The sequence below is a fragment of the Flavobacterium xylosi genome (assembly GCF_042787345.1).
In the GTDB taxonomy this organism is placed as follows: Bacteria; Bacteroidota; Bacteroidia; order Flavobacteriales; family Flavobacteriaceae; genus Flavobacterium; species Flavobacterium xylosi.
In genome coordinates this window covers 13,994-29,898 of sequence record NZ_JBHZPZ010000022.1, presented here as the reverse complement: position 1 = coordinate 29,898, position 15,905 = coordinate 13,994, and the positions used below count along the sequence as shown (strand labels likewise).

15 protein-coding genes are annotated in these 15,905 nt (G+C 35.1%); 3 read left to right on the top strand and 12 right to left on the bottom strand.

Translation table 11 applies throughout. The annotated features are described in order from the left end of the window. Positions 1 to 5 precede the first annotated feature (5 nt). The 9 genes from ACFX5E_RS14830 to ACFX5E_RS14790 all read right to left on the bottom strand — a co-directional run bounded on the left by ACFX5E_RS14830 (position 6) and on the right by ACFX5E_RS14790 (position 10,425). Positions 6 to 554 carry a PepSY-associated TM helix domain-containing protein gene (locus ACFX5E_RS14830; protein ID WP_379855939.1) on the bottom strand — a complete coding sequence of 183 codons (549 nt, stop codon included), beginning with the start codon at positions 552 to 554 and terminating at the stop codon, positions 6 to 8. 148 nt (positions 555 to 702) lie between these two features. Next, positions 703 to 2,907, bottom strand: a complete 2,205-nt coding sequence (locus ACFX5E_RS14825) for a TonB-dependent siderophore receptor (RefSeq protein ID WP_379855938.1) — start codon at positions 2,905 to 2,907, stop codon at positions 703 to 705. Positions 2,908 to 3,104: 197 nt separating this feature from the next. Beyond that, the gene (locus ACFX5E_RS14820; protein WP_379855937.1) at positions 3,105 to 3,665 is read right to left on the bottom strand and encodes a DUF6265 family protein; all 561 of its coding nucleotides are present in this window, start codon (positions 3,663 to 3,665) and stop codon (positions 3,105 to 3,107) included. Positions 3,666 to 3,734: 69 nt separating this feature from the next. Continuing rightward, positions 3,735 to 6,026, bottom strand: a complete 2,292-nt coding sequence (locus tag ACFX5E_RS14815; protein ID WP_379855936.1) for a DNA topoisomerase 3 — start codon at positions 6,024 to 6,026, stop codon at positions 3,735 to 3,737. 404 nt (positions 6,027 to 6,430) lie between these two features. Next, entirely contained in the window at positions 6,431 to 7,015 is a 585-nt protein-coding gene (locus ACFX5E_RS14810; RefSeq protein WP_379855935.1) for a fasciclin domain-containing protein, read from the bottom strand. Between the two features lie 272 nt (positions 7,016 to 7,287). Beyond that, positions 7,288 to 7,845: a hypothetical protein gene (locus ACFX5E_RS14805; protein WP_379855934.1), complete on the bottom strand. Its 558-nt coding sequence runs from the start codon at positions 7,843 to 7,845 to the stop codon at positions 7,288 to 7,290. A gap of 136 nt (positions 7,846 to 7,981) precedes the next feature. Next, the gene (locus ACFX5E_RS14800) at positions 7,982 to 8,410 is read right to left on the bottom strand and encodes a hypothetical protein (RefSeq protein ID WP_379855933.1); all 429 of its coding nucleotides are present in this window, start codon (positions 8,408 to 8,410) and stop codon (positions 7,982 to 7,984) included. Between the two features lie 255 nt (positions 8,411 to 8,665). Next, positions 8,666 to 9,205 carry a hypothetical protein gene (locus tag ACFX5E_RS14795; RefSeq protein ID WP_379855932.1) on the bottom strand — a complete coding sequence of 180 codons (540 nt, stop codon included), beginning with the start codon at positions 9,203 to 9,205 and terminating at the stop codon, positions 8,666 to 8,668. Positions 9,206 to 9,717: 512 nt separating this feature from the next. After that, the gene (locus tag ACFX5E_RS14790; RefSeq protein ID WP_379855931.1) at positions 9,718 to 10,425 is read right to left on the bottom strand and encodes a DUF6090 family protein; all 708 of its coding nucleotides are present in this window, start codon (positions 10,423 to 10,425) and stop codon (positions 9,718 to 9,720) included. Positions 10,426 to 10,738: 313 nt separating this feature from the next. On the opposite strand from ACFX5E_RS14790, the gene ACFX5E_RS14785 reads away from it, so the two are divergent. After that, a complete protein-coding gene (locus ACFX5E_RS14785; RefSeq protein ID WP_379855951.1) occupies positions 10,739 to 11,020 on the top strand; it encodes a phage integrase N-terminal SAM-like domain-containing protein in 282 nt (93 codons plus the stop codon). Between the two features lie 167 nt (positions 11,021 to 11,187). On the opposite strand, the gene ACFX5E_RS14780 is transcribed toward ACFX5E_RS14785, so the two are convergent. Continuing rightward, positions 11,188 to 11,919 carry an ankyrin repeat domain-containing protein gene (locus ACFX5E_RS14780; RefSeq protein WP_379855930.1) on the bottom strand — a complete coding sequence of 244 codons (732 nt, stop codon included), beginning with the start codon at positions 11,917 to 11,919 and terminating at the stop codon, positions 11,188 to 11,190. Between the two features lie 398 nt (positions 11,920 to 12,317). Continuing rightward, the gene (locus ACFX5E_RS14775) at positions 12,318 to 13,655 is read right to left on the bottom strand and encodes a hypothetical protein (RefSeq protein WP_379855929.1); all 1,338 of its coding nucleotides are present in this window, start codon (positions 13,653 to 13,655) and stop codon (positions 12,318 to 12,320) included. 168 nt (positions 13,656 to 13,823) lie between these two features. Here ACFX5E_RS14775 and ACFX5E_RS14770 point away from each other — a divergent pair, with 168 nt between their 5' ends. Then, on the top strand, positions 13,824 to 14,003 hold the full coding sequence (locus tag ACFX5E_RS14770; RefSeq protein WP_379855928.1) for a hypothetical protein: 180 nt from the start codon (positions 13,824 to 13,826) through the stop codon (positions 14,001 to 14,003). Positions 14,004 to 14,264: 261 nt separating this feature from the next. Further along, on the top strand, positions 14,265 to 15,341 hold the full coding sequence (prfA, locus tag ACFX5E_RS14765; RefSeq protein WP_379855927.1) for a peptide chain release factor 1: 1,077 nt from the start codon (positions 14,265 to 14,267) through the stop codon (positions 15,339 to 15,341). Between the two features lie 111 nt (positions 15,342 to 15,452). On the opposite strand, the gene ACFX5E_RS14760 is transcribed toward prfA, so the two are convergent. Beyond that, positions 15,453 to 15,722, bottom strand: a complete 270-nt coding sequence (locus tag ACFX5E_RS14760; RefSeq protein WP_379855926.1) for a hypothetical protein — start codon at positions 15,720 to 15,722, stop codon at positions 15,453 to 15,455. Positions 15,723 to 15,905: the final 183 nt, after the last annotated feature.

Below are 15,905 nucleotides of genomic sequence, written 5' to 3'. Positions count from 1 at the left end.
TTTTTTTAACCAAACAAAATCAAAAACAACAGCGGAAAAAGAACTCCGGCAACTGCCAGTTTCCAGCCGCGTTGTTTGAAACTGAATTTTCCTCCTTTTACCATTATTGTTCCGGTTAATGCAATCAGTATTAAACTCAAAGCAAAAATATCAGAATAATAAATCCAAAAATCAGATGTGTTTTTATGCAGTTTCATAGATTGACTGATAATTGGCGTTTTCAGGAAAGAGACAATTTCTCCTTTGCCGGTTTTCATATCAATTTCGACATCGTGGTTTTCAAAAGAAATTTTAAAGACATCTTTCTTTACATTATGACGTCTGAACTTGTCATCGATTCCTAATTTTTTCCCTAAATCTTCTGCAAATTTCTCATTGATTTCGCTTTCTGCCGGAAGTTTTACTGCTATAGCTTTAGTTTCAGTAGTGTATTTTTCCGGATGCCAGGAATCTCTGTGGTTCATCATAAGTCCTGATAAAGCAAACGAGACAATAAGTCCAATATAGAAATAACCTAAATCTCTATGTAAATTTCTGAAGGTCTTTTTTTTCATGTTTGTAGTATATTCTGGTTTTGTTTTTTGCGAAAATAATCTATTCTGCATAAAAAAATCAAAAACTTTTTTGTCGATTTTAAAATTATAAAATTTCAAAAAAAAGTTTTTGATTATACTATGTTGAGCCTCTAAAAAGGTATGGTTATTAGAATTTATATTTTAAACTCGTCATTACTTGGCGAGGTGCAATTGGATTCACACTATAATTTTCATGAACGGTATAATTCAATTCATTCGTAATATTAGACAATTTACATAAGATTGAAAATTGTTTCCATTCATACCCTGCAGATACATCAATAGTGGTATAACCGTCTATAGGAATTTCTCTTTCCCAAATCCCATTTGGCATCTTTGAATCATATTGGTTGTTCCACCCGCCCAATCTATTCCCAATGTAATTAGCCATAGTCCCTACAGATAATCCTTTTAATGCGCCTGTTGGTAATTTGTAGAATAAACTGAAATTAGCAGTGTTGGCTGGCGTTCTAGCCAAACGGTCCCCCTCAATATTGCTTCCGTTTAATCCCGAAGTTTTAGTATAGCGCATGTCGTTATAACTGTAACCAGCCATAATATTCAAACCTTCAACAGGTTTTGCAGTGATGTCTATTTCTACTCCTTTGCTTTTAGTTGCTCCACTTAAAACTTTTACGTTAGTGTCGGTATTTTGTGTAATACCATCTGCTTTAAATTCGGCAGTTTGAGCTAAATTGCTATTTGTAATTTGGTATAAAGTTACATTGGTACTGAAAATCCCTCTCCAGAAATCTTTTTTAACCCCAACTTCATATTGATCGATAACCGAAGGTTTAATCACTTCGTTGTTTACTGTAAATCCTGTATTTGGTGTGAAGGAGTTTGCGTAACTAGCAAACAAAGAAGTGTTTTTTGTTGATTGCAATACCAATCCAACTTTTGGCGAAAAAGCCTCGTCAATACGTTTTTTTTCCTCCGTAACGGTGTTTTTAATCAAGTCTGTTGTTTCCGCTTGTGCTTCTTGCCAAGACCAACGAACTCCAGCCAAAACTTTAAATTGTTCGGTAACTGAGATTAAATCTTGTGCATAGATTCCAAAACGATTGGTTTCTGTTTTTACTATTTTAGTATTATTACCATTTGGTATTGCTCCACCTTGGTCAAAATTATCGAAATCAAATATATTTCCGCTACCATAAGCTGTTGGAGAAAATACAAAGGTATACGCTTGTAAAAAAGAGTTTTCAAAATCCATACCAGTGAATAGTTGGTGTTTCACTTTTCCGGTTGTAAAATTTCCTTGTAAACTGAATTGTTCTCCAATGATTTGTTCTAAGTTTCTATTTTGTCCCAATGGTCGTTTCCAATCTCCATTAGATGCAGGTTGAATGCGTTCCGTACCTATCCAATTTCTGTTGTAATCTTGAAATGAAGTATTAAAATCCAGTCTCCAGTTCTTATTAAAATCATGGCTTACCAATCCGGAAACGGAGGCTGTTTTGGTTTGTCCGTTAGACCATTTTGCCCCTAGATAGATATTACGAGGAAAATCTAAAATTTCTTTTCCAATGCTTCCTGTTCCAAAATCAGGTGTCCAATTGTCTTTTAAATAATCTCCTTGCAACGTGATTTCTGTTTTATCACTCACTTTGAAAAGAAAAGAGGGATTGATGTAATAACGTTCTTTTTTTACAACATCTCTAAAGCTTTCTGAATTTTCATAAGAACCATTGAAGCGGTAGGCAATATATTTATTTAACGGGCCGTAAACATCAATTGATGGTTTGTAAAAAGAGTAGCTTCCTATTTGCATCACTATTTCTCCTCCTTTTTTGAAGGATGGCACTTTAGTTACCATGTTCAAAATTCCGCCCGGAGCTACGTTTCCGTATAATAATGCAGCACTTCCTTTTAGTATTTCTACTTTTTCTAATGAAGAAACTTCAGGTAATGAACCTCCATTAAAACGGAAACCGTTTTTAAACATATTGTTTGCAGACATGTCATATCCTCTAGACCAAAAAGATTCCTGAGCTCCACCACGTGCGGAACTAACATACACACCATTTACATTTTTTATTACATCGCTCAGTCTAATTGATTGTTGTTGCGCTATGATTTCTGCACCAATTATTTGCACGCTTTGCGGAACATCCATTGGTTTTAAACCTGATCGTACCGCTGAAACTGATTTTTGTGGTTGTGTTATAATAACTTCTTTAAGAATTTCCCCTTTTTTATTTTTTATAGTATCTGAAACAGTGTCAAATGTTTCAATTGAATTTGCTTTTTCAATAATACTCGCTTCTTCTTGTGCAAAGCCAGCCATACTAAATAATAGGGTTAAAGTAAGTAGTAAAATATATTTCATGATTGTTTATTTGGAATAATTAAAAATAACGATGCAAATATATAACCCACTTTTGATTTAACAAAAATTATTTAGATTAAATATGAATAGCGAATTAGAAATATTTTTCAGGTTATTGAAATTCAGTATTATAAGAGCATAAAAAAACCTTACTTTTTTAGAGCAAGGTTTCAATTTATAGGCGATATGTTAAAATTTTATTTGATTTTCTTCATCGAAAATTTCTCTGAACTGGGTTTCCCTTCCAGAGTTCCAGAAATTTCAGCTACTAAGCCATCCTTGTTTATCTGTGTATAAATGATTTTTTTAGGATAATCATGTTTTGGATTCTCAAAGACCAATTGTTTTTCGGTAGAATTGGTGAGTTTGAAAGTAACGGGCTTGTCGCTATTTTGCCCTTTTACGGTTGCACTATAGCTCAATTCTTCTCCTTTTTGCTGTATCGTAATGGATTCAAAATGCAAGGTGTCTTTTTCTTTTATGAAGTAGGATTGGGCCTGAAAAGTACTGTCATTAACTTTTTTCCAAGTTTCGGAGAGTTTTCCGTCTGCCGATTTATTTCCCCAGTTTCCTAGTATCCAGCGCGCTGCTTTGATTTTATCTTTTTCGTTGGAGTCTGAATTTTTGCAGGAAACAATGGCTAATAAAAGCAGTATAAGAGTTGTTTTTTGAAACATTAATGGAAGTTTTTTGATGTTTTTTTGAATGGCTAAATTAGGAATAGTTCTGGAATATTCAAACATCAAAAACTTTACCATATAAGTCACATAAGGAAAAATAAACAATTTCAGCTAACTTGCGATCTTATATGACTTATATGTTTAAAATTAAATACTTTCTTTCAAAATTGTATAAACCAAATCTTTCGTCGGTTTTTGATCTTTTAGTTTCATTCGAACTACATCAAAAGTTACTTTAAAATCACAGCCTGATTTATAGTGGCTGCAACCGTAAGCGGTTTTTCCTTTCAGAACCGTTCCTTCTTGACATTTTGGACAGGCTAATTCGTCTGGGACGGCTTTCGCCAAAGTTTTCTTAGGTTCTAATAATAGTTTGAAATTTTCGTCAAAGCGAAGCAAACCTTCGACGGTTCCGTCATCAGTTTTGAAGTCTTTCAAGTTTACGGTAGATCCTTTTTGAAGCAATCGCAAGTATTGGTTCTCGGATATTTTTTTCTCGGCAAAAGTGTAGGGCAACAGAAACGTGCAACCTGCTTTATAATCGGAACAACCGTAGGAGGATTTTCCTTTTATAAGCGTTCCTTTTTTACATTTCGGACAGGCTTCCGCCAAAATTCCTGCCGCTTTCTTTTTCTCAACAACCGCTTCTTGTTTTTGGACAGTTCCTGCATACGAAATATTGGCGCGCTTGGTTTCACTTCGCACTTCAAACACCAGAGTTTCGACCATGCGTTTCATATTGTTGATAAACGCACCGGCGGTAAAAATTCCCTTTTCAATATCTTTCAACTGCTTTTCCCAAGAACCAGTAAGTTCTGCCGATTTTACCAAATCATTTTGAATGGTATCAATCAGTTGAATCCCCGTTGGCGTTGGCAATACCTGTTTTTTGTTTCTTACGATGTACTGGCGTTTAAAAAGGGTTTCAATAATATTAGCCCGTGTTGATGGACGACCAATACCATTTTCTTTCATTAATTCGCGTAAATCTTCATCGTCAACTTGTTTACCCGCGGTTTCCATGGCGCGCAATAAAGTTGCCTCGGTAAACTGATTCGGTGGCTTGGTTTCCTTTTCTAAAAACGAAGGTTCGTGCGGTCCTTTTTCGCCTACAACAAAACTTGGCAAGATATCGGCTTCTTTTTCTTTGGTGTTTGGGTCTTCAAAAACGATGCGAAAACCTTTTTTCAAGATTTCTTTTCCAGTGGTTTTAAAATGTACATCCGCAGCTTTTCCAATTACTGTGGTATTGGCTACCAAACAATCATCATAAAAAACCGCAATAAAACGTTTTGTAATAATATCATAGACTTGCTGCTGATTGTATTGCAAAGTGTTTTGTACGCCCGTTGGAATAATCGCGTGGTGATCCGTAACTTTTTTATTGTTGAAAACTTTAGGCGATTTTTTAATCTTTTTCCCTAAAAGCGGTTGCGTCAACGCGGCATAATTGGTTAAATTTTGAAGGATGCCGGGCACTTTTGGATAAATATCATCGGGTAAAAACGTAGTGTCAACTCTGGGGTAGGTGACCACTTTTTGTTCGTACAAAGTCTGAACAATTTTAAGCGTTTCATCAGCGGTAAACCCAAACTTAGTATTGCAATATACTTGCAAACCTGTTAAATCAAAGAGTTTAGGTGCAAACTCATTGCCATTCTTTTTTTCGACAGAAACAACTTCGAACTCACTTTCCTTGACTTTATTGGCTAGAAGTTCACCATCTTCTTTCTTTAAAAATCGCCCTTCTTCATAACTGAAAAGCGTATCTCTATATAAAGTTTGCAACTCCCAATACGGTTGCGGTTTGAAATTCTCAATTTCCTTGAATCGGTCTACGACCATTGCCAAAGTTGGGGTTTGTACCCTTCCGATAGACAAAACTTGCTTGTAGCCTCCGTGTTTTACGGTGTACAAACGCGTCGCATTCATGCCCAGTAACCAGTCGCCAATAGCTCTGGAAAATCCGGCGTAATACAGATTATCGTAGTTGGCAGATGGTTTTAAGTTCTCAAAACCCTCTTTGATGGCTTCGGTGGTTAGGGATGAAATCCACAAGCGTTTTACCTCGCCTTTGTATTGGGCTTCGTTCATGACCCAACGCTGAATTAGCTCTCCCTCTTGCCCGGCATCCCCACAGTTGATGACCAACTCGGCTTTGTCGAATAAACTTTTTATGATTCTGAATTGCTTTTGGATACCCGCATTTTCCAAGACTTTAGTTTCAAATTTGTCGGGAAGCATGGGCAGGTTGTTCAAATCCCAACTTTTCCAGTGCGGTTTGTAATCGTTCGGTTCTTTCAACGTACATAAATGCCCAAAAGTGTACGTTACCTGATAACCATTGCCTTCAAAATACCCGTCGTGCTTGGTATTGGCCCCCAAAACGGATGCGATTTCGCGTGCTACACTTGGTTTTTCGGCAATACAAACCTTCATTTTCTCCTACTGATTTAAAGTCGCAAATTAGGAATTTAGAAATTGGTATTAAAAAGAAATCTGCAGGAGTTATGAACGGTTATGCTATTTTTTAGGAGCAGATCGATTGGTGTTTTCAATAACGAACCGTCCTGCTGTCCGCTGTATCCCCGCCAAAAAGCGTGGGATGCCGCTTCCATCAGGGCTATTGATTCCGTTTCATTTTCATAATAACCAAAGCAAAAATACCGTAATTACTTCGTTTATTCTCTACTTTACGAAGTCTTCTGCCGCCCACCCCGTCGAGACTCCGGCGTACCACACGAAAGGATTTGTGCTGTAATGGTAGTTGTTATTTGTTAGCGAAAAGCCATAAAAAAACCGTTACAATTTTGCAACGGTTTATAAATTAATGAATTAAAGCCTTATTTAGGCATAACCACGGTGTCAATTGCATGAATAACTCCGTTAGAAGCCGCCACATCAGCAAGAACAACTGTTGAAGTTCCTCCTTTTGCATCTGTCAACATCACATTTCCGTCTTTCAAACTTAAAACGATAGTGCCACCTTGAACAGTTGTAACGCTATATTTGCCGTTATTTTTGTTTATTGCATCAATTACTGTCGCTGCGTCAAATTTTCCTGCTACAACATGATACGTTAAAACTGCTTTTAGTTTTTCTACATTTTCTGGTTTCAATAAACCATCTACAGTTCCTGCTGGTAGTTTTGCAAATGCTGCGTTATTTGGTGCGAAAACGGTGAAAGGACCTTCGCCACTTAACGTTTCAACTAATCCTGCCGCTTTTACTGCGGTAACTAATGTCGAAAAATCTGCATTTCCGGCGGCTACATCTACAATAGTTGATGGCTCCATTACAGCGGTAGTATCCATTGCAACTGAAGTAGAATCCATCATTTCTGTAGGTTCAGCTTGTTTTTTTTGTCCACAGGAAATAGTTATAATTCCTAATAATACAAATGCGCTAATTGTTTTTACTAATTTCATAGTCAATGTTTTAGGTTAAAATTATTTGATCTAATCAAATATACAGATTAATAATTAATGTCTAGCTATTTTAACAATTAATTAAACAAAAATTAAAATTATAATGCAATACATCACCATGATTCTTATTCCCATGCTGTTGTAAAATAAAAATGGCAATCGTTGCAAACTAGCGCCAATCGCAGCGGGAGCTAAAGTAACCGCATTGCAAACGCTACGATTGTGCTCAAATTTTAAATTGATCCTACTTAGAAGAGTGGTTTTCCCTTTTACTATTGGAGTGTTTTTACCTCTTCTCGAAACAGAAGTAAAGCTAATCCGGAAGCAAATACCATACAGCTGAGTAACATTAAAAAACCATTATTCCAAATGAAGTAGGAAAGTCCAACAAAAGGACCGCCTATTAGTACCATAAGAGCGCTTATAGGATTTGTTTTGATGAAGTTTAGCGCATGAGCAGCCAAACCTATAAAAAGTAAAGACGGACCAACAATAATAAATGGGTATAAAATTAATGGCGTATTACTTATTTGTTCTCTTAATTTTTCGCTGCCAATCGCATCATTACCAAAACTCCACATAATAAAATCAATTGTGCAAAGTCCGATATGAGCAATAATTCCTAGAGTTGTAATTACAGAAGCTATTGTGTTAATCTTGTTCTTGGGAAATACATTATTAAAAGAAAATAGTAACACGGCGCCAATTAAATTAAACCAATGTGCCAGATCAATATATTTTTGTGTGTTCAATGAAATAAGAGAAAAGAATACATAACTCGTAACAAAAAAAACGAGTCCTATTGCGCATAACGTTTTTGGTTTGACCATAATTTATTTAAGGTGAATTATTGCTTACTTACTTAGTTCGTACTATGAAGTCGGGAGACTTCGCCGAGCAATCACGATTATATTTTTGATTTTAAGACTTATATATACTTCGTGGAGCGGGGAATTGTAATCGCATCTATATTTTAAAAATATCAAGTCTTTGCATCCAGGGAATTTCTGATTCAACGAACGTAAGTTTGGTCTTGATGATTCGTTCCGATTTATCTCTGGGATTTTTAGTGACAAATCTCGCCTTAGATTTATTAAAATCCAAAGTGTATTTTTCATCAAAGTCTTCTTGTTTTTTGGAAGAAAATGTAATCACATTGTCTTTCGAAGTCCATTTTCCTTTTCCGTATTTATTTACTTCAGGTGGAATTCCCTGCTTAATATTCTTATAATAATGAAATAAGAATGTCCCATCAGAGTTTAAAGTCAATTTATAGTCGAACATATCATTTCCTGTCGTAGTAAGTGTACGATTATAATCACCAGCAAATGCATTCGATTGCGCGAATACCGTCATGCTGAAAATTAAAAGTAAGGTGGCAAGTAGTAATTTCATGGTATGTTTTTTTAAATGTATTGCAACTTTTTTGGTGCTCGGGTTTATTTCCGGGCAATCTGGTTAAGTCATTGCGAGGAACGAAGCAATCCCATCCAGTTTGTCTATTATTTTATGTGCTTCTCGTTGTGGGCACAGTTTGCAAAACTGCGCTAACGATTGTGGATATCCGAGCGATCGGGTTGCTAAAGTAACTCAAAACCTACTGCGTTTAGGTAACGATTGTGGATATTTGAGCGATCGGGACAATTGGGTTTACAATTTAATTGTTATATAATATTCTGTTATTCTCAATAGTACAAAACAAATAAAAGCAATACCTAATTTGATTATAAATTTATATTTCGGTTGTTGAGATGTATTGAAATTGATTAAAGCCTTTATGCTTTGAATAACTTTATCTTTATTTAACCATAAAATCATTAGAAGTAACAATTGGTATAGAATCGCTGCTTTTAAAGCTCCAAGATGCACTTCGAAATATATGTCTTGTAAAATCACATTTACAAGTATAGTAGATGTAAACAAACAACCAATAATTCTAGTTCTTTTTATCAAAATTAATGTTCCTCCAATTATTTCAAAAAGTCCTAAAGTTATTGCATAAGATTTAGAGTAACCATAAAAAGCCCACATCAATTCCATTCCAGTCATTTCTGAAACAGTTTTGTTGATTTCAGAAGCTCCATCAAATTGTACTATTTTACCTCCACCATAAACAAACAGTGCAAATACTACAATCCAACTAATTGCATTTTCAAAAATTTCTATTTTATCTTTTCTGTCGAATTTCATTCTTCGTGTTTTTCTTTTAGCTTGTTGCCCAAAGGCTATCGCGAGTTAAGTCATTGCGAGGAACGAAGCAATCCCATCCAGTTTGTCTATTATTTTATGTGCTTCTCGTTGTGGGCACAGTTTGCAAAACTGCGCTAACGATTGTGGATATCCGAGCGATCGGGGTGTTGCTCGCGCTGGCTGGGAGAATTAATTATTTTGCATTATTCCAGCCAGTTAAAAATTCTCCTAAAGCAAAATCAAGAAATATAACTATCACAATTATTGTTACAATAATCCCAATAATCCGTACTGTTTTTTTATTCATTTTAATACTTTTTTAAACGGATTAACGTTCCCGGGCTCTTGCGATGGTGGGGACTAAAGAAGCCTTATTTTTCGGTTATTCATTAATTTTGAAGTAGAAGACCTCCGCTCGTGCCAATTATAATTAATAATATCTTTGCATTCTTTTGTAGTCACGAGCGGGACGCCAGCGCCAGCGGGGATTGTAGCGTGTGTTGTGTGCCGTTTTATTTATTCATCGTCTTTTCAATTTCCTTAATAAGTTCGTTTGCTTCCGGTTTTACATTTTTGTCATAAACCCTTATGTTATTCTTACCTATTTTGACAAGAAAATAGATTGTTTTCTTAAATTTTGCGTCTGAATACATTTTTTCTTCAGGTTTATCAGCATTTTCAATCATTTCATCGAAACACTTGAACAGGAAATCATTATATATCCTGTCAACTTCGTTGATTGTAGGTGCTACCCTTTGATAATAATTTAAAATTTTCTGTTTTAGTTGTTCATCCTCAATGTAGCCAATTTTGCCACTGGACTTAAAACCTTCAAAATTTCCAGTATTTATTCTTGACGCATGTGAATAAATTGGGAAATTAACGGTATTATTAGACTTATAAATACTGTCAAGTTGGAGAGTCGTTAGTGCTAAAATTTTTTCATAGCCTATGTTTGACTTTTGGTATCCTTCTTTTTCAATGTCTATGCTTTTTATGTCATCCTTTAAATCATTCTTTAAATTACCAAGAAACACGGATACTTCTTCTTGTTGGTGTCTGTGTTCACTCCAACTGTGTAACGAAATTGAAAGCGTTACTGCAAAAACGATTATAAAAATTTCTATGATGATTTCTTTGGCTTTCTCCCCCAAAGTGTGTTTTGTGTTTTTCATGGAACCGTAAATTTTTTTGGTATGTTTTGTTACTTCTTCTTGCATACTTTTTTAATTAAAAATAATATTTTATTAATGTTTAGAGGTCTGTTTTTTTTCAAAATGTCACACAACGTCTTGGTACCACAGCGGGTTTGGGACTAAATTAAGTCCAGTATTCGGATTTGCCAAATCATCCCAAATACAAAACCACCTTCCCATTAAGCCAAATCCCCAAATTGCTTGTAGCGTGTGTTGAACTGACACCCTGCGGGTGAATACGATACTGGCCAAAAATACGTATATTTATTTGTAAATCAATACTGACTAATATGAATCCTTAAAAAAAAATGATTTAGGGAAAGTTCCCTTGAATCCGGTGGCTTGCGAGCTGCTTTTAGAATTGTCCAATGTGATGAATGCCAAAGGCTATGCCGCCAAGAGCATAGTGAATTATCTTCGGGAAATGCGCTACCTCTTTGCTCATTTCAACGACCAAAACCCACGGGATTTGGTTCACAAGGACCTGGTGGGCTACCTTAATTTCGTCAAGCGAGAACACGGCGTTGGGCGGGATAAATGCAGATTGTTTGCCGCCTCGGCGAGTTTTTTCTACAAACACATTTTTAGAACAGAACTGGTGCGTATTATTGAAATATGACATCGTGCTGTGCGAAGTCTCCCAACTTCGTACTCATAGCTATTTTTTCATATATTTTTCAATCAAATCAGCAGCTTTTTTTTGACCTCTGCCTTTTGCCAAATTATATGCGTTTTATTGAAAAATGGCATCGTGCTGTGCGAAATCTCCCGACTTCGTACTCATAGCTATTTTTTCATGTATTTTTCAATCAAATCAGCAGCTTTTTTTTGGCCTCTGTCTTTTGCCAAATTATATGCGTTTTTCTTTTCATTATTCTTTAAATTTAAATCAGCTCCTTTGTCAATTAAAAGTTGAATTATATTTAAATAGCCTAATTTTGCTGCTTCGCCTAATGAAAAATCTCCGTCGATGTCTTTGTTGTTGATATTTGCGCCATTTTCAATTAGAAATTTCACTATTTCAAAATGCCCTTTAGATGCGGCATGTTCAAGAGGTGTAGCGCCGTCCATACCTTTAATGTCAATTTTAGCACCGTGATGTGCCAAGTATTGCACAATTTCAAGATGACCATTTCTTGCAGCCACTCTAATTGGGGTGAAATCTCGATAGCCTTTAAAGTTAACATCAGCGCCATTTTCAACTAAAAGTTTCACGATGTCTACATAACCTTCTTGACAAGGCATCTCAATAGGAGTTGAGTTGCCTGGCTCTACTTTGTTGGTCTGATTAACATCAGCGGTATTCTTAATTAATAATGCAGTAATTTCATAGTTGTTGTCAGCTGTTGCCCTCCATAAGGGGAATAGACCGTCTTTGTTATATTCAGCTACATCTGCTCCTTTTTCTAAAAGTGATTTAACTTTTTCGATATCGCCATTTTCAACTGCCTTATATAATTTCTGTGAATATCCAATTGTTGTAATTCCTATAAACAGTAGGAGTAATGTTTTTTTCATTTAATCGTTTTTAATTGTTATTCTCTTTCCGTGCTGTGCGAAGTCTCCCGACTTCGTACCAATTGCTATTTGCCGATCTAACTGTAGTAAACTTTATTTTACTGTGGTTGTCGATTATTGGTTTGGAAATCTTATTTTAACTATGCGAACCACACGAAAGGATTCGTGCGGCAGCGGGGGAAGAACGAAGCAATCCCATTCAGTTTGTCAATTTTTACTTGCTCCTAGTCGTGGGCACAGTTTGCAAAACTGCGCTAACGATTGTGGATATTCGAGCGATCGGGGTTGATCGGGTTTTATTTCCGAGCGATCTGGCACAGTTTGCAAAACTGCGCTAACGATTGTGGATATCCGAGAGGTCTGGATTTCCGAGCGATCGGGATTGGCAGATGTTTTTTTTATTCCACTTTGATTAATTTCGTTATTTTCTCAACTAATTCTCCAATTTGAGTAAGATTTGTCGGTTCTAATTTCTGCTCTTTATTATTTGCATTGGTTCTTTTTCTCAAAGGATCTTTATGAATTTCTTCTAATGCTGTTTTGATATAATGAATATATTCAACATTATTATCTGTTCCATTCCTTTTTAGCTGTTCAGAAAACCCAACTATTGATTTTGCCAAAACCATTTTGTATGCATAATCTTCAATAATGTTTTTCTGTTTTGTATATTGATTAGCACAAAAGATTGCTCCAATTATAGGCAATGGTAATAAAGATATTCTTGCAATTAAAATTACTAAATCGTTTGGAATTGTCTGTAATATCCAAATTCCCAATCCAACCGTTCCAATAAGACATAAAATAGCTCCTAAAATCCAACTTCCAAAAACAAATCTATCATTTGCATTCTCATATTGAACCTGAAAAGATGCGCTTATTCCTTCGGCTGTTTTATAGTTTAGTGCCTTTTTAGCAGATTCTATAAGACTTTTCGATTCTGCTAATATTTTTTTTCTTTCAGTTTCATAATCGATTAGTTTTTGATTGTTTTCCTCTGTTAAAACCTCTAACTCGCTTAATCTTTTTTCTCGTTCTTGAACTTTATTAGCGAAAGAAGTAATCAACTTTTCGTTAGATTTACTTTCGGTCATTGAATTAAGAATTTCTTCTAAATTGTTATCTGCTTTTTCTTTTGCTAAAACTAAATCGTCATTGTATGATTTTAAAGACTCAGTTTGTTTCGTTAGTTCAATTTTCCTAGTTGTTATGATTTCTAATTCTGCTTCAATTTCTTCTAATAGTTCGTTACTAGACTCTATTTTATCATTTATACTTTCATTATCTTTTTGAATCTCGGCTTTAATTTTTTTTACTTCATTTATCTCGTCCAGAAGTTCGAGTTTTATTTTAGTAACATTGCTAATCTCATTTTCAAATTCAATTTGTCTTTCAGAAATTCCTCTTACATTAAAATTACGTACAAGTATTTTTAATTCTTCAAAATAAGAAATGTAATTATTAGGTGATTCAAAATAAGAATTTATTGTGTTTAAGTAACTGTATATATTATTTCTTTCCGTGTAAGTAGATATTGAAATGAATCGATTTGGTGCTTTTGTTAATGTAGAAATATCAATTAATAAAGTTTCAAGTCCGTCAACAATTCCTTTGAAAGTATATTCATTTTCACTTCCATAAGTATTTCCTTTAAATTGGCTATAATTCACAGATTTGATTTTGTCACGAATCTCATCTCTTTTTTCACGAATATTCTTAATCGATGTTAATTCCATATGTTAATTTTGGTTTTTTTGGTAAAATATATGCCAACTAATATATAGTACTAACGTCATCATACATGTCATGCCAAAATTGGGTAGATGCGTCTGATAAGCGTCAGTGTTTATATATTTTTCAAATATATAAATTTCTTCCGAAAATACTTATAAAAACACATTAAGTTGTCTTTCATTATCGAAACTAACTTCTTTTGCTTCAGCGATTTTACGGAAAACCGTAAACGCTATGTTTTTAACACAAATGCCCTAGCCCTGATAGTAGCGGCATCTCCCGATTTAGAAAAACAAGGCTTTTTAGCCGTAGTTTTTATTATCGGGAATACAGCGGATAGCAGGAAATAGCTCCTGAAAAAATTTAAAATTTAATAAAGTTTGACTGTTTTAACTTGGATTGTCGAGCATTTGCCGAGATTACTTCGGTAGTTAAATTTCCTCAAGATCATCGTGTTTTATCATTCCGAGGTACGAGGAATCACATTGGTTACTCGTTATGAGATTCCTCGTTCCTCGTAATGACAAGTAGTTACTGAAATAGCAAAAAACGACCCTTGCAAACTGAATACTTTTTTCGTATTTTTGCACTCCAAATAAAGGACTAAGAATATGTTAGATAGACTTCAAATAGTAAAACAACGTTTCGATGAGATTTCGGATTTGATCATTCAGCCGGATGTGATCTCGGATCAGAAGCGTTATGTGCAATTGAATCAAGAGTATAAAACTTTGAAAGCTTTGGCTGAAAAGCGCGATGAATACGTGCTGATCATGGCAAATATGGATGAAGCAAACGAAATAATAGCCGATAACAGTGATGCAGATATGACCGAAATGGCCAAAATGCAACTGGACGAAGCAAAGGAAAGATTGCCGGAATTGGAGGAAGAAATCAAATTTATGTTGATTCCTAAAGATCCCGAAGATGCTAAAAATGTTATGGTGGAGATTCGTGCCGGAACGGGTGGGGATGAAGCGAGTATTTTTGCAGGGGATTTATTCCGTATGTACACGAAATATTGTGAAAACAGAGGTTGGAGAACATCTGTGGTGGATATGAATGAAGGAACATCAGGCGGTTTCAAAGAGGTGATTTTTGAAGTTAGCGGTGAAGATGTATACGGAACCTTGAAGTTTGAAGCGGGTGTTCACCGTGTGCAGCGGGTACCGCAAACGGAAACGCAAGGACGTGTTCACACGTCAGCAGCGACTGTTATGGTATTGCCGGAAGCAGAAGAGTTTGATGTACAGATTGATATGAATGATGTACGTGTGGATTTCTTTTGTTCTTCAGGACCTGGTGGACAATCGGTAAATACAACTAAATCAGCGGTTCGTTTGACGCATATTCCAACAGGATTAGTGGCGCAATGTCAGGATCAGAAATCACAACATAAAAATAAGGATAAAGCTTTTGGTGTTTTGCGTTCCCGTTTATACGAACAGGAATTAGCCAAAAAACAGGCGGAAGATGCAACAACACGTACCTCTCAAGTGAGTTCTGGTGACCGTTCGGCTAAAATTCGTACCTACAATTACGCACAAGGTCGTGTAACGGATCACCGTGTAGGTTTGACATTGTACGATTTAGGAAATATCATGAATGGTGATATTCAGAAAATTGTTGATGAGCTAGCGTTAGTCAACAACATGGAGAAACTGAAAGAAGCCAGCGAGGTATTTTAAATAAAAAAAAGTGAAATTCGTTTCACTTTTTTTTGTATTCCTCGGGACCTTAAAGGGAAATGTATTTTTATAAAAATAAGCTATTGAAGCCTATATTTAGTTTTTTGAAAACTATTTGTAGGCTTCAATAATTTTGTAGCTTACGAAGTCATTATCAGCCATTAATTTCACTGTTCTTTTAGCTTGAGCTTGAGAAATAGTGTAACCACTTGCGTATCCAGCTGCAGTATTTATTTCCCAGAAATATACGGTTTTATCTGTTTTTTTGATTATTTCACTTCTTTTTTGTTTTGAAATGGCAGTTGCTTCCGTTTTTTCTTTTGTGTTTGCAGAAATTATTGTTGTTGCAATTAATGCTGCTGATAAGATAAAGTTCTTCATGGTTATTATTTTTTAATTTGTTAGATTTATACTGCAAAGATGTGACAGCTTTGGATTTAATTTGTTATATAAATTTTTAGTTTTCTTACATAATTAACGGTTATTGATTTGAAAATCAATATTTTTTGAACTGAAAAATATATTGATGATTTTAAATGTATCAATGGCAGCATCTGCAACAAT

What these genes read in the sequence shown, in the direction of transcription:
- ACFX5E_RS14830 (WP_379855939.1), bottom strand. Translation starts at nt 554, where the DNA reads ATGAAAAAAAAGACCTTCAGAAATTTACATAGAGATTTAGGTTATTTC.
- ACFX5E_RS14825 (WP_379855938.1), bottom strand. Translation starts at nt 2,907, where the DNA reads ATGAAATATATTTTACTACTTACTTTAACCCTATTATTTAGTATGGCT.
- ACFX5E_RS14820 (WP_379855937.1), bottom strand. Translation starts at nt 3,665, where the DNA reads ATGGTAAAGTTTTTGATGTTTGAATATTCCAGAACTATTCCTAATTTA.
- ACFX5E_RS14815 (WP_379855936.1), bottom strand. Translation starts at nt 6,026, where the DNA reads ATGAAGGTTTGTATTGCCGAAAAACCAAGTGTAGCACGCGAAATCGCA.
- ACFX5E_RS14810 (WP_379855935.1), bottom strand. Translation starts at nt 7,015, where the DNA reads ATGAAATTAGTAAAAACAATTAGCGCATTTGTATTATTAGGAATTATA.
- ACFX5E_RS14805 (WP_379855934.1), bottom strand. Translation starts at nt 7,845, where the DNA reads ATGGTCAAACCAAAAACGTTATGCGCAATAGGACTCGTTTTTTTTGTT.
- ACFX5E_RS14800 (WP_379855933.1), bottom strand. Translation starts at nt 8,410, where the DNA reads ATGAAATTACTACTTGCCACCTTACTTTTAATTTTCAGCATGACGGTA.
- ACFX5E_RS14795 (WP_379855932.1), bottom strand. Translation starts at nt 9,205, where the DNA reads ATGAAATTCGACAGAAAAGATAAAATAGAAATTTTTGAAAATGCAATT.
- ACFX5E_RS14790 (WP_379855931.1), bottom strand. Translation starts at nt 10,425, where the DNA reads ATGCAAGAAGAAGTAACAAAACATACCAAAAAAATTTACGGTTCCATG.
- ACFX5E_RS14780 (WP_379855930.1), bottom strand. Translation starts at nt 11,919, where the DNA reads ATGAAAAAAACATTACTCCTACTGTTTATAGGAATTACAACAATTGGA.
- ACFX5E_RS14775 (WP_379855929.1), bottom strand. Translation starts at nt 13,655, where the DNA reads ATGGAATTAACATCGATTAAGAATATTCGTGAAAAAAGAGATGAGATT.
- prfA (WP_379855927.1), top strand. Translation starts at nt 14,265, where the DNA reads ATGTTAGATAGACTTCAAATAGTAAAACAACGTTTCGATGAGATTTCG.
- ACFX5E_RS14760 (WP_379855926.1), bottom strand. Translation starts at nt 15,722, where the DNA reads ATGAAGAACTTTATCTTATCAGCAGCATTAATTGCAACAACAATAATT.